The organism is Micromonospora sp. CPCC 205539 (genome assembly GCF_036906815.1).
Lineage (GTDB): Bacteria > Actinomycetota > Actinomycetes > Mycobacteriales > Micromonosporaceae > Micromonospora.
In genome coordinates this window covers 266,998-279,664 of the sequence record NZ_JBAKHW010000004.1, presented here as the reverse complement: position 1 = coordinate 279,664, position 12,667 = coordinate 266,998, and the positions used below count along the sequence as shown (strand labels likewise).

At 71.8% G+C, this 12,667-nt stretch carries 9 protein-coding genes; 4 read left to right on the top strand and 5 right to left on the bottom strand.

Annotated features, from left to right (window positions below):
• The 4 genes from V6V47_RS05620 to V6V47_RS05605 all read left to right on the top strand — a co-directional run bounded on the left by V6V47_RS05620 (position 1) and on the right by V6V47_RS05605 (position 6,113).
• Positions 1–2,907 (top strand): hypothetical protein, encoded by a 2,907-nt coding sequence (locus tag V6V47_RS05620; protein ID WP_334626885.1) that lies wholly within the window; start codon positions 1–3, stop codon positions 2,905–2,907.
• A gap of 53 nt (positions 2,908–2,960) precedes the next feature.
• A complete protein-coding gene (locus V6V47_RS05615) occupies positions 2,961–3,560 on the top strand; it encodes a TetR/AcrR family transcriptional regulator (protein WP_334626884.1) in 600 nt (199 codons plus the stop codon).
• 71 nt (positions 3,561–3,631) lie between these two features.
• On the top strand, positions 3,632–4,969 hold the full coding sequence (locus V6V47_RS05610; protein ID WP_334626883.1) for an acetyl-CoA carboxylase biotin carboxylase subunit: 1,338 nt from the start codon (positions 3,632–3,634) through the stop codon (positions 4,967–4,969).
• Between the two features lie 229 nt (positions 4,970–5,198).
• Positions 5,199–6,113 carry a hydroxymethylglutaryl-CoA lyase gene (locus V6V47_RS05605; protein ID WP_334626882.1) on the top strand — a complete coding sequence of 305 codons (915 nt, stop codon included), beginning with the start codon at positions 5,199–5,201 and terminating at the stop codon, positions 6,111–6,113.
• Between the two features lie 50 nt (positions 6,114–6,163).
• On the opposite strand, the gene V6V47_RS05600 is transcribed toward V6V47_RS05605, so the two are convergent.
• From V6V47_RS05600 to V6V47_RS05580, 5 genes are all read right to left on the bottom strand, one after another.
• A complete protein-coding gene (locus V6V47_RS05600) occupies positions 6,164–6,727 on the bottom strand; it encodes a snapalysin family zinc-dependent metalloprotease (RefSeq protein ID WP_334626881.1) in 564 nt (187 codons plus the stop codon).
• Positions 6,728–6,858: 131 nt separating this feature from the next.
• Positions 6,859–7,842, bottom strand: coding sequence for an aldo/keto reductase (locus tag V6V47_RS05595; RefSeq protein ID WP_334626880.1), 984 nt, complete (start codon positions 7,840–7,842; stop codon positions 6,859–6,861).
• Positions 7,843–7,845: 3 nt separating this feature from the next.
• Positions 7,846–9,039, bottom strand: coding sequence for a GNAT family N-acetyltransferase (locus V6V47_RS05590; protein ID WP_334626879.1), 1,194 nt, complete (start codon positions 9,037–9,039; stop codon positions 7,846–7,848).
• Positions 9,039–10,355: a diaminopimelate decarboxylase gene (gene lysA / locus V6V47_RS05585; protein ID WP_334626878.1), complete on the bottom strand. Its 1,317-nt coding sequence runs from the start codon at positions 10,353–10,355 to the stop codon at positions 9,039–9,041. Before lysA ends, V6V47_RS05590 begins: the two co-directional genes overlap by 1 nt.
• Before the next feature lie 60 nt (positions 10,356–10,415).
• Positions 10,416–12,620 carry an ATP-grasp domain-containing protein gene (locus V6V47_RS05580; RefSeq protein ID WP_334626877.1) on the bottom strand — a complete coding sequence of 735 codons (2,205 nt, stop codon included), beginning with the start codon at positions 12,618–12,620 and terminating at the stop codon, positions 10,416–10,418.
• Positions 12,621–12,667: the final 47 nt, after the last annotated feature.

Genomic DNA, 12,667 nt, shown 5'->3' with positions numbered 1-12,667 from the left:
ATGGCCGACGAGGATCTGTGGCGGGTACTGCGCGGTATCGCCGACATGCCGTACGGGGCCGGTCAGATCGCCGCGCTGGAGCAGTTGCTGCGCCGGGTGGACGCGGCGGACGACCGGCACCTCGCCTTCGTCACCCGGATGCAGGCCACCACCGGTTACGTCTACGGCGGCGAACCGGCGAAGTCCTTTGTCACCTTCTCCTGGTGCCTGGCCGAGTTCGACCGTGACCCGCAGCCCTACCACCAGCGCCACCTGCATCAGCTGCTCTGGCACTTCAAGTACATGGTGTCCGGCCTGCTGAAGTTCCCCGAGGTGCCACTGGACCGCACCTACGCGGTGTTGGACGACATGGAGCGGCGGTACCGGTCCGGCGGGCACAGCCTGCAGACCGTCCACAAGCACCGGTTCCGGGTCGCCGACCACGTGGGCGACGCCGAGGCCGCCGCGCACTGGTACCGGCTCTGGCAGACCACCCCGCGCGACGACCTCTCCGACTGCGCTGGCTGCGACCCCACGAGCCAGGTCGGCTACCTCGCCGACACCGGCCGCGACGCCGAGGCGGTGGAGTTGGCCGAGCCGGTGCTCGCCGGCCGACTCACCTGCACCGAGCAGCCGCAGGCGATCCTCACCGCGCTGCTTCTGCCGTACCTGCGGACCGGGCGTGGCGAGGCGGCGCGGGACGCGCACCGGGAGGCGTACCGCCGGTTGCGGGGCAATCTCGCCGACCTGTGGGACATCGGCGACCACATCGAGTTCTGCACGCTGACCGGCAACGAGGCACGGGCCGTGGAGTTGGTCGAGCGGCACCTGGACTGGCTGGACCGGCCGCCGTCGCCGGCCGCCGCGATGCACTTCGCGGCGACCGCCGCCGCCGCGCTGCGCCAGGCCGGCCGGACCGGCCTGCCGACCGTCTACCGGCGGGCTGCCGAGGGCCGGCCTGCGGGCGAGGTGCCGATGCTGTCGCTCGCCGACGAGCTGGTCGACACCGCGACCGCGCTGGCTGCGCGCTTCGACGCGCGTAACGGCACCGCCCACCAGTCGGAGTGGATCGCCCGACGGCTCGCGGTGCGGCCGACCGGCGAGCACGTGCCGCTCTCCGCCAGCATCCGTCGTCGACCGGCCACCCCGACGGGGTACGAGCCGACCATCCCCCTCGACCAGGGCGCGTCGGCGACCGCCGCCGACCGGGGTGACCGGTCGCGCGCCGATGCCGGCGAGGCGCCCACGGTGACCCTGCCCGCGGACGCCGGCCCGGACGAGCTGCTGGACCTCGCCGAGGAGAGCTGGGGCCGGCACGACCGGGCCACGTTCCGCGCGGCGCTGGCCGCCTGCGACAGCCGGTTCGGAGCCGACGACCTGCCGGCGCGGACGGTCGCGCACCGGCTGGCGTTGCGGGCGGCCGAGCGCGGCGACGAGGACGACATCGAGGGCGCGATCGAGTTGAACCGTGCGGCGCTGGCCCTCTACCAGCAGGAGGCCGAGGAGCTCGCCGCCCAGGTGGTCGCCGGGCGACTCGGTGTGCTGCTGACCAGGACCGACGAGCAGGCCGAGGAGGGGCTGACGCTGGTCCGGGAGGCCGCCGCCGTCCTGGACCGGCGCGGCGACGCCCGGCAGCGGGCCGCCGGGCACGACCGGGTGGCGCTGACGCTGCTCCAGCGGGAACGCTGGGCGGACGCGCTCGCCGCCCTCGATCGGGTGCCGGCCGACGCGGGCGGTGACCCGTACCTGGCGGCCCGCGTCGCGCTGCACCGGGCGCACCTGTTGGAGCAGCTGGACCGGCTCGACGAGGCCCGGACCGCGGCCGACGAGGCGCGCCGGCTCGGCCGGGAGCTGCGCGTCGGCGAGCTGACCACGGCGGCCTGCCTGGCGTACGCCGGGATGGTGGACGATCCGGCCGAGGCGGTGGCCGCCTGCGACGAGGCGCTCCTGGCGGCACCGCCGGACGCCGAGCTGCCGGTCCGGGTCGCCCGGGCCCGGGCGCTGCTCGCCGCCGGCCGGGCCGCCGACGGGGTGGACGACTTCGTCGACGCCGTGACGCTCTGCGTGGAGCGGGGCGCCGAGGGGGACGCCTTCCTGCGCTGGGAGTTGGCGAACGCGTACCGGGTGGTGGGCCGGCTCGCGGAGGCGGCCGAGGTCGCCGAGGAGGCGGTGCTCGGCCTGGACCGGCTGGCCGCACAGGCGGAGGCGGACCGCTGTCGGCACCTGCTGGCCGGCATCTACGTCGGGCTCGGCGAGATCGACCCGGCGCTCGCGCTATTGGAACAGTTGGCCAGCAACCTGGACGGACCGGACAATCTCCCGCACCGCGCGCAGGTGCTGGAGGAGGCCGGCGGGATCCTCTACGACGCCGACCGGGACGCGGTGGCCGGCGAGCGGTTCGCCGCCGCAGCCGAGGCGTACCGGCTCGCCGACCTGCCGCTCGACGAGCTGCGGGCCCGGCGGCGGGAGGCGTACGCCTGGTTCTGGGCCGACGACCGGCCAGCGGCGGTACGTGCCGTCGAGCTGGTCGAGGAGTTGGCGGCGACGCTGACCGGGCATCCGGAGCAGCCGCCGCCGGTGACGTACGAGCTGGCGATGGCCGCCGAGGTGGCGGCGCGGGTGCTGACCGGGGAGGGACGGCCGACCGAGGCGTTGGATCGGCTCGCCGGGGTGCCGGACCGGTTGCGGTCGATCGAGGCGTTCGGTGAGGCCGCACAGGTGGAGATCCTCGCCGGTGAGCTGCTGTTGCGCCTGGACCGGCCGGCCGAGGCGGAACTGCTGCTGCGTCGGGTGCTCGGCGGGCTGCCCGCCGACTCCCGGCCGGTCCGCCAGACGGCCTGGCTGCTCGCCCGTGCGCTCGACCTGCTGGATCGTCCTGCGGACGCCGCCGCATTACGGACCGAACACGACCTCGACCCGGACGACTAAGCGCCCGGTCACCACTGCTCCACTGCGGCCAGTTCGCGGTCTACGCTTGCCCGGTGACGGTGGAGCAGCAGGCGCGGGGTGCGGCGGGAGCGGGTCGGCGCCGGTCCCGCAAGGACGAGATCCTGGAGATCGCGGTCGGTCTGTTCGCCGCCCGCGGCTACCACGGCGTGTCGATGGACGACATCGGCGCGGCTGCGGGCGTCACCGGTCCGGCGCTCTATCACCACTTCGCCGGCAAGGAGGCGATGCTGGCCGCCGCGCTGATCCCGGTCAGCGACGGGCTGCTGGCCGGCGGTCGGGAGCGGTCCGCCGGGCACCCGGACGATCCGCGCGGCGTACTGGAGTCGCTGATCGACTTCCACGTCGAGTTCGCGCTGGCCAACCCGGCGGTGATCGCGCTGCACCTGCACGAATTGGACCGCCTGCCGGACGAGCCGCGTCGCCAGATCCGCCGCCTGCAACGGCTCTACGTCGAGGAGTGGGTGACCGTGCTCACCGCACTGCACCCCGGCATGCCCGCCAGCGAGGCCCGGGTGCTCGCGCACGCCGCGTTCGGCCTGATGAACTCGACGCCGTTCCTCGGCGGCGAGGTGGACCGCCGCCGCCGCGCCGAGCTGCTGCGCGACGCGACCCTGGCCGCGCTGCTCGCCTGAGCCGACTCGTCAGAAGCACGTCGGTCATGATTCCCTGACACCGTCCCACCATCCGGACGCCGGGAGGAAACATGATCGAGTCACTGCTGGTCGCCAACCGAGGCGAGATCGCCCGTCGGATCATCCGCACCGCCAAGCGGCTCGGCATCCGCGCGATCGCGGTGTACTCGGAGGCCGATGCCGACCTGCCGTTCGTCGCGGAGGCGGACGAGGCCGTCCTCATCGGCCCACCGAACCCGGCGCAGAGCTACCGCAACACCGAGGCGATCCTCGCCGCCGCGAAGTCGACCGCCGCGCAGGCCATCCACCCCGGGTACGGCTTCCTGTCGGAGAATGCCGAGTTCGCCCGTACCGTCGAGGCGAGCGGCCTGATCTGGGTCGGACCCGACGCGGGCGCGATCACCGCGATGGGTGACAAGATCAACGCCCGGAACCTGATGGCGGCGGCCGGCGTCCCGGTCGCGCCCGGCACCACCGACCCGGCCGCCGACCTGGACGCGGCGGTGACGGCCGCCGCCGAGATCGGTTACCCGGTGATGGTCAAGGCCGCGGCCGGTGGTGGTGGCATGGGCATGGGCGTCGCCGTCGACGAGGCCGCGCTGCGCACCGAGTACGACAAGGTGCGCGCGTTCGCCGAGCGGATGTTCGGCGACGGCTCGGTGTTGATCGAGCGGTACTTCCCCCGGGTGCGGCACGTCGAGGTGCAGATCCTCGGCCTGGCCGACGGCCGGGTGGTGGCGCTCGGCGAGCGGGAGTGCTCGGTGCAGCGACGTAACCAGAAGCTGGTCGAGGAGTCCCCGTCCCCGGCGGTCTCGCCGGAGCTGCGGGAGCGTCTCCTGGCCGCGGCGGTGCGGGCCGGCGAGGCGGTCGGCTACCGCAACGCGGGCACGGTGGAATGCCTGCTCGACCCCGCCTCCGGTGACTTCTTCTTTCTCGAGATGAACACCCGGCTCCAGGTCGAGCACCCGGTGACCGAGTACGTCTACGGGATCGATCTGGTCGAGGAGCAGCTGCGGGTGGCGTCCGGGCTGGCGCCGACGTTCGACCCGGACGTGTTGGTCCCGCGTGGCCACGCCATCGAGATGCGGATCAACGCGGAGGACCCGAAGCGCTTCCTCCCCGGCCCCGGCGTGATCAGGACCTGGGTGGAGCCGACGGGCGAGGGCGTCCGGGTGGACTCCGGCTACACCGGGGGCAACACGGTCACCCCGTTCTACGACAGTCTGTTGGCCAAGCTGATCATCAGCGGCGCCACCCGCGACGAGGTGCTGGAGCGCGCGCGCATCGCGGTCGCGGCCTTCCAGATCGAGGGCCCGAAGAACAACGTCCCCTTCTTCACCGAGCTGCTGGAGAACGAGGAGTTCCTGAGCGGCGCGTACGACACAGGCATCGTCGGCCGCATGCGCTGACGCGGCCGGGCTACTTCCTCCCGCGATCTTGCATTTGCTGCCTCGACGAAGAGGGCAGTTCACGCATTTCGGCGACCGAAACTGCAAGATCGACGCAGCGCGGCGGCGTTGCGCCGGGGGGAGGGGGGAGGGGGCGGCGGCCCCCTCCTTACGCCAGCACCAGCCGCTACCGTTGTCTCAGCACCGCAGACCCCCAGCACAGCAAGACGTCACAGTGAGGTGACCCCTTATGGCGGACCTGCCAGATTTCGTCTCCATCCGCGAAGTTGGGCCGCGCGACGGGCTCCAGAACGAGGACCCGATCTCGACCGATTCGAAGGTGCGGCTGCTCGACGCGCTCTCCGGCACCGGAGTGCGGCGGATCGAGGCGGTGTCGTTCGTGCATCCGAAGGCGATCCCGCAGATGGCCGACGCGGACGAGGTGTGGCAGCGGGCCGCGAAGGCCGACGGCGTGCGCTACTCGGCCCTCGTGCCCAACACCCGGGGCGCCCAGCGGGCCCTCGCGGCCGGGTTCACCGAGATCGAGGTGGTGGTCTCCGCCAGTGACGCGCACAACCGGAACAACGTCAACCGGTCCATCGACGAGTCGCTGGACGACATCGCCGAGCTGATCGATCTGCTGCACGGTGCCGGCGCCCGAGCCGAGGTGATCGTGGCGACGAGCTTCGGCTGCCCGTACGAGGGGGACATCGACCCGAAGCGGGTGGCCGGCATCGTCGACCGGGTGGTCCGGGACGGCGCAGACCGGGTGGCGTTCGGCGACACCACCGGCATGGGCACCCCGCGTCGGGTCCGCGAGCTGGTGACCGCGGTACGCGACCGCAACGCGCACATCCCGGTGCTGCTGCACTTCCACAACACCCGGGGTACGGCGCTGGCCAATCTGCTGACCGCACTGGAGCTGGGGATCACCGAGTTCGACGCCAGCGTCGGCGGCCTGGGCGGCTGCCCGTACGCGCCGGGCGCCAGCGGCAACCTGGCCACCGAGGAAGCCGTGCACATGCTGCACGACATGGGCATCGACACTGGCATCGACCTCGACGCGCTGATCGAGGCCGCCGAACTGGCCGAGGGGCTGCTCGCCAAGAAGCTTCCGTCCGGCGTGCTGCGCGCCGGTCCCCGTACCCGCCTGACCCGTCGGTAGACGCGCGGGAGGGGCCGGCACCGGCCGGCCCCTCCGACGTACGCGGTCGGTCAGCTCACCGGGGCGAGCGTGGCCGGCCAGCTGTCGCGGAAGATCTGCGCACCGGTGCTGTCCGTGCTGACCCGGGTGCCGGCGAAGAGGTTGGTGACCCGGTTCGCCTCGGCGGTGCTCGGGTACGGGTTGGTGCAGCCGGTGCCGGCGCTACCGCCGGACATCAGGAGCGCGCAGTTCCCGTTGTAGTTGTCCGGAAGGCCGAGGATGTGCCCGATCTCGTGGGTCATGATCCGGAGCGGGCTGTACTGCGCGGCCTGCTGGGTGTCGATGTAGACCCGGCCGTTGCCGAGGCTGGTGCGGACGGCGTACGAACCGCCGCCGGTGATCTGGTAGATCCGGAGGTTGGAGCCGCAGTTCGCGCTGAGGGTCAGGTTCGAGGTGGCGTTGTTCCAGATGGAGGCGGCCTGGTTGGCGGTGCCGGCGTAGGCACCCGCCTGGCTGGTGTTGTAGCAGATGGTCATGGCGGCGGACGCGGGCGAGGGGTTGGCGACCGTGACGCCGAGGGTGGCACCTGCGGTCGCGACCATCGCGACCACGAGTCGACTGAGTCGTGAGGTCATCGCTGACTCCAATCTGAGGGGGGTGCCAGAAGCCTATCCATAGACATCGACCAAATTCAATGTTTAATCCGGGATCGGCTGGTCATCCACCCTCTCGCCTGCCGGACCGGGCCGGCGTCGCCGGACGGCAGCTACTGCGACCACCAGGTCGGCTGACGCGACCAGCGGTGTTGCCGCAGGGACGCCAGCAGGGCCGGGGCCAGTGGCTGCCCGTCGCTCACGGCGATGTTGCGCTCGACGTGCGCGATCCGCCGCATGCCGGGGATGGTGGTGGAGACCCGCGGGTCCGCCAGGATGAAACGCAGCGCCGCCTCCGGCATCGGCATCCCGGGGGGCAGATCCTTGCTCAGGGCCTGCGCCCGGGCGACGCTCGCGGCAAGATTTTCCGGCACGAAGTACGAGTTTCGCCAGTCGCCCTCCGGCCAGGTCGACTCGAGGCTCAACGTGCCGGTCAGGGTCCCCTCGTCGAACGGAACCCGGGCGATGACCGCCACGTCGTGCTCGGCCGCCACCGGAAACAACTCGTCCTCGGGATCCTGGTCGAAGATGTTGTAGATGACCTGGACGGCGTCGATCAGGCCGGTCTTGATCGCCCGTACGCCGTTCCACGCCTCCCAGCGGTTGACCGAGATGCCGATCCCGCCGATCAGGCCCTGGTCCTTCAACCCGGTGAGCGTCCGTTGCCAGCGCGCGTCGTCGGTCCAGGAGTCCTCCCAGACGTGCAACTGCAGCAGGTCGATCGACTCCAGGCCGAGATTGTCGAGGCTCTTGTGGACGTACTCCTCGATGTGGTCGGGCGGGAAGACGTCATCGAGGGTGGACTCACGGGTCGACGGCCAGCGCATGTCCTTCGGTGGCACCTTCGTGGCCACGTACAGCCGGGTGCCCGGGTTGGCCCGCACCAGGTCACCCAGCACCTGCTCGCTGTGCCCGCGCCCGTACACCCAGGCCGTGTCGAAGAGGTTGCAACCCAGGTCGACGGCCCGCTGGAGGGCGGCGAACTTCTCGTCGTCCTCGACACCGGTCCAACCGTGGAGGCCACCGCCGACCCCCCACATGCCGTACGAGATCTCACTGATCTGCCAGTCCAACCGGCCGAACCTGCGGTAGCGCATGGATCACCTTTCTGGTGGCGAGGGGGTGGCGACGACGTCGCCCCAGGTCTGCACCGCCTGTCCGTAATCGGAGCCGGCCACCGCGAACGCGTTCGCGAGTTCGTCGGAGACGCCCGCCGGCGGTCGGACCAGACCCGCCGTCCACCGCGGCTCGGCGCCCCGGGCGCGCTTGGCGCCGTAGGTGCCGGCCCCGAGGTGTACGGCGCTCAGCCCGCGCTCCGCCGCCAGGTCACGGGGGCGGTACATGGTCAGGTTGAAGTACGAGTACGGGGCTGCCAACGCGTCGAACCCGGCGGCGCGGACGTAGACCCCGTCGGGCCACAGGTAGGTGAGGCTGAACCCCACCACCGCATCGCCCGCGTACTCGAGGAGCACATGGCTGTACGCGTCCAGCGCCGGCACCTGGGACGCGAAGTAACGAACCATGTCGGCGTCCGTGTCCGGGCCGCCGTACTTGCGCTGGGTCGCGCCGAGCAGTGGCCCGATCACGTCCACACACTCGGACAACCGGACCGTCTCCACCCGGTCCACGGTGGCGTCGTACCGCCGTCGTTCGCGCCGCCACTCGCGCCGTTGCGCGGCCTCGGCCGCCGCGTCGGACGTCGCGCCTCCCGGCGCCGGCAACACCGCCTCCGCGGAGAGCGGCGCCGGCACCGGACCGCGACCGTTAGGGCGGCTCGCCCGGTCCCAGGCCGCCCGGTAACCGGCGACGTTCTCCGTGGGGGTGTAGAGCAGGGCGACGCTGGCCGCGCCGAGCCGTGCGGCGAGGGCCTCCACCTCGGTGAACAGCGCGGTCAGCACCGCGTCCCGCCCGTCACCGGTGAGGTCGGCGGAGATCGCGACCGCGCCGTGATAGCCGGCCCGTGAGCCCACCAGCAACGCGGGTAGGAATGCCTCGTGCTCCTCGGGCGACAGTGGCCGCCCGAGATTCTCCTCGGCGATGTGGCTCGGGCTGTACGCCAGGTTCATCGACGGCACGCTCGCGCCGCCCCAGAGGTAGGTCGCCACCGCCGCCAGGGCGGTGCCGGAGGAGTCCCGGGCGACCAGGTAGGTCGTGACGAACGACGGGTCGGTCTCGGCCCAGGCCATCCAGGGGTATCCGAGGTAGAAGCCGTCGCCCTCGGCGAGACCGTTCCACACCGCCTCGCCGATCTCGGTGACCGAGCGCAGGGCGGTGACCGACACGTCGCCGCCCATCAGCCGTCCTGGTCGTGGCCGCCGTCGAACAGCTCCAGAGCCACCAGGTCGGCGTATGTCTCCCGCCGCCGGATCAACGTGATCCGGTCGCCATGGATCAGCACCTCGGCGGGCCGCAGCTGGCTGTTGTAGTTGCTGGTCATCGTCATGCCGTAGGCACCGGCCGTGAAGATCGCGAAGTGATCGCCGGCCTTGAGCGCCGGCAACGACCGGGCCCGGGCGAGATAGTCGCTGGACTCGCAGATCGGGCCCACCACGTCGTACGCCGTCAGGCCCTCGAGGCCCGACACGTCTCGCGAGGCCGGTATCGCCTCCGCGGGGGGCTGCACCGGCCACATGAAGTGGTAGCTGTCGTACATGGCCGCGCGGGCGATGTGCGTCATGCCCGCGTCGATGACGACGAGCTGCTGGTCACCGGCCTGCTTGAGGTAGCGGACCGTGCTGAGCAGGATGCCGGCGTTGGCGGCGATGGTGCGGCCCGGCTCGAAGATCACCTGGCCGCCCTGCCGGGCGAACGCGGTGAGCCGGTGCACGATCACCTCGGCGAAGTCGTCCCAGCTCGGGGCGGTGCGGTCGATGTACTCGGCGGGGAAACCGCCGCCGAGGTTGAGGGTCGTGATGCGGTGCCCGGCGTCCTCGAGACGCGCCACGAGGGTGAGCAGGCGGTCCAGGGCGACGGCGTATACCTGCGGGTCGAAGATCGGGCTGCCGAGGTGGATGTGGAAGCCTTCGATGCGCAGCGCCTCGTCGGCCGCCGCGCGTTCGAAGAGTGCACCGGCGCGCTCGATGTCCACGCCGAACTTGCCGCCCCGGGTGCCGGTGGTCGTGCGGGCCGGGGTGCGCTGGTCCGGAGCGACGTCGGGGTTGACCCGGATCGCCAACCGTGGCCGGACGCCCTCCTCGCGGGCGATCCGGGACAGCAGCTCGACCTCGGCCTCGGACTCGACGTTGATGCAACGGATGTTGCGGCGGACGGCCTCCCGAAGCTCGTCGGCGGATTTGCCCACGCCGGCCAGCACCGTCCGCTCGGGGTCGATCCCCGCGACCATCGCGCGGTGCAGTTCACCGCCGCTCACCGCGTCGATGCCGGCGCCCTCGCCGCCGAGCAGCCGGAGCAGGTGCACGTTGCCCAGCGACTTCGCCGAGAAGCAGACCAGCGGGTTGATCGCGTCAAAGGCTTTCGCGAATCGGCGGTAGTGGTCGATCAGGGTGCTCGCCGAGTAGACGTACGTGGGTGTGCCGAACCGTTCTGCTACCGAGGTCAGCGGCACTCCTTCGCACCACAGAGCACCGTCGCGGTAGGTGAACTCATCCATCGAATCCTCATTCAGGAGATCAGCGATCAGGATATCGCTGACTCAACGAAGATCTACCCCTTACCTGTACTCGTACAGGCCGTCTCGTTCGAGGGCGCGGACCCGCTGATAGCCCTCCTCCAAAAGACCCGGATCGTCGGCGACGAGGTAGAGATGGCCGGGTGAGGTGAACAGGTCCACGGTCCGGTGCACCGGGGTGCCGGGCACCAGATCCAGTGCCGACCCGCAGAAGACCGAGGAAATCTCGGCCAGGCGTTCGGCCGCGCCCTCGGCGACCACACCGTCGTACGGCGCGACCAGGCAGACGACCATCATGGCCCGCTGCCGCCGGTAATCGGCGCCGATCCGCTGGGCGAAGCGGTCCGGGACGGTGTACCGCTCGACGGTCAAGGACAGCTGACTCTCCCCGGTCGCCCGCTCAGGACCGGCCGGGGTGACGCCGCCTTCGAGGCGCGCGCCGGACTCGATCAGCACCGGCCCCCGGGCGTCGACGAGCAACTCGGTGTGGGCCGGGCCGGTACGCACACCGAGCGCGTCCAGCACCCCCTCGACGAACGAGCGCAGCAGCTCCTGGACCTCACCCGTCCCGTCGAGCAGGACCTGCCGGTCGTACACCGGCCGGCCGTCGACGAAGAACCGGTCGTCCCGCCAGATCTCGTGGATGTGGTGCCGGCCGTCGAGGCTCACGCTGTTGACGAAGTACTGCTGGCCGACCAACTGCTCCTGCACCAGCAACGAGTCGTTGGGCTGGCCCATGGCGTTCGTCGCGCCGAGCAGCTTCGCTGTCGCGGCCCGGGCCTGCGCCTCGTCGGCGCAGAAGTACACCCCTTCGGAGCCGGCACTGGCCGCGGGCTTGACCACCACCGGCAGCACCCTGTGCGCCGCCAGCCAGTCGTCGAGCTCGTCGACGTCGCGGACCTGCGCGCCGACCGGCACCCGCAGGCCCGCGCGGGCGACCGCGCTCATCATCGCGGGCTTCTCCCGCCGGGGGCGATCCTCCAGGCTCGCGTTGCCCGACAGCCCCAGCTCGACGGCGAGATCATCGGCCAGGTTGACGCCCCACTCACTCCCGGCGATCACCTCGGTGGGCCGCATCGGTGCGAGCAGGTCGGCGACCGTGCGGACGGCCTCCGGGGTGTCGCCCTTCGCCGTCAACACGGTCAGGAAGTCGTCCCGGCGCAGGCCGGCAGCGTACCGATCGTTGATGGTGCCGGTGAGGACCGCGACGGAACGCCAGCCACGTTGGGCGAACGCGGGGGCCAGGCGCGCACCGGTCGAGAACGGGTCGACGATCACGACGACCCTGCCCGGGGCCACCCCCGGCGGGGCCACGACCGTCTCGGTCACGAAGGGTGCCCGGTACGGGCGCAGGTCGAGACCCTGGGCGGGACTGAGCACGTCCAGTCGCATCGGTAGCGGATCCGCCCAGGTGGCCAGCCGATCCGGCGGCCGGGCGTAGCAGAGGCTCAGCGCGGGCTCGCTGAGCCGTCGGGTGCTCAGCACGAGCTCTGCCTCGTCGCACCCGTCGTCGTCGGGATCGAGGTGGTGCAGCGGCACCGGAACGAACCCGAGCCGGCTCTTGAACGTGAGCAGACCCGCCTGGGCGATGTGGCCGTACAGGGTGGGATCGGTGCCGAGGGAGACCCAGGGGATGCCGCGCCGCCGGGTCTCGGCGAACGCCGCCAGGTACAGCGCCCGGCTGATCATCCCGGTGCGGGCCTGCGGCCGGGCGGCCGAGAAGGCCACCCGCATCGCCTCGTCGCGCGGTGCGACGCGGCAGACGACCCCGGCGACCAGACCGTCACCCGATCGGGCCGAGACGAGGAAGAAGTCGGCGAGCCCGGCCTCGGTGGCGGTCACCGCGTGCGCCGCCGGCAGACCGTGCGGCATCGCCGCGATCTGCTGGTCGTAGACGGCGAGGAACTCGGTGAACAACTCCGGACTCAGCCGGTCGTGCACCTGGATCGTCAGCCCGTCGGAGTCGACGTACCGCAGCGCGTCCCGGAAGTTGCGCCGCTCGGCCTTGGAGAGCTCGGCCAGGAAGTCCGCGTCACTGGCCGGGGTGCGGCGCCCCCAGGTCACCCACCGTGGCTTGATCCGGAAGCCCGCCGCCTCCAGGGCCGCCCAGTGCTCGCGCGCCGGGTCGGCCACGACGACGAGGTCCGTGTCGTCTGCTTCGTCCGCCCACCGTCGTGCCAGCGCCTCCTGCGCGGTCACCACCAGTCTGCGCACACCGTAGTAGTCGCTCGCGCCGTCTCCGGACACGCGTCCCCCCGCTGTCTCTGATCCCGCCCGGGCGCTGCCCCACCGGC